We start from the raw sequence: 460 nt of genomic DNA on the forward strand, positions 1-460 counted from the left end.
GGCGGCGCTGGGCCGGCTGGCGCTCGAACCGCCGCCGCGGTTCCCGGACTGGCCCGAAGCCGAGGTCGTGCGTTCGTTGCGAGCCGTGCCATCGTGGGTGGTCGAGCGCGTGCACGGCGCGGTCGAGCTGACCCTGGCCGGGCTGGTAATCCCGGCGCCGCCGGTGACGGGGGAGCTGACCCCGCCGCCGGACGGCGCGTTCGGGTTCGCCTTCACCGACAGCGAAGCGGAAGCGGTGCGGGAAACGCGGTTGCTGGCCCAAGTCCGGCCCGGCCTGCTCGACCTCGTGGCGGACCTGACGGCGGCCGTCGCGGCCGACGAAGCGCTCACGCCCTTCCTGACCGCCGAAGGCGACGAAGCGGCGATCGCGGCCGCGCACGGTGGCGCCTACCTGTCGATCGCGCTGGTGACCACCGCGATCGCGGCGCGCGAGGCCGGCCGGCCCGGGATCGCGGCCATC

Annotated in this window: 1 pseudogene; it reads left to right on the forward strand. The window is 75.9% G+C overall.

Features of this window, described 5'->3' with window-relative positions:
• Window positions 1-460, forward strand: a pseudogene (locus tag G3I65_RS24970) (hypothetical protein); the annotation flags it as partial.

The sequence above is a fragment of the Amycolatopsis sp. SID8362 genome (assembly GCF_010550475.1).
In the GTDB taxonomy this organism is placed as follows: domain Bacteria; phylum Actinomycetota; class Actinomycetes; order Mycobacteriales; family Pseudonocardiaceae; genus Amycolatopsis; species Amycolatopsis eburnea.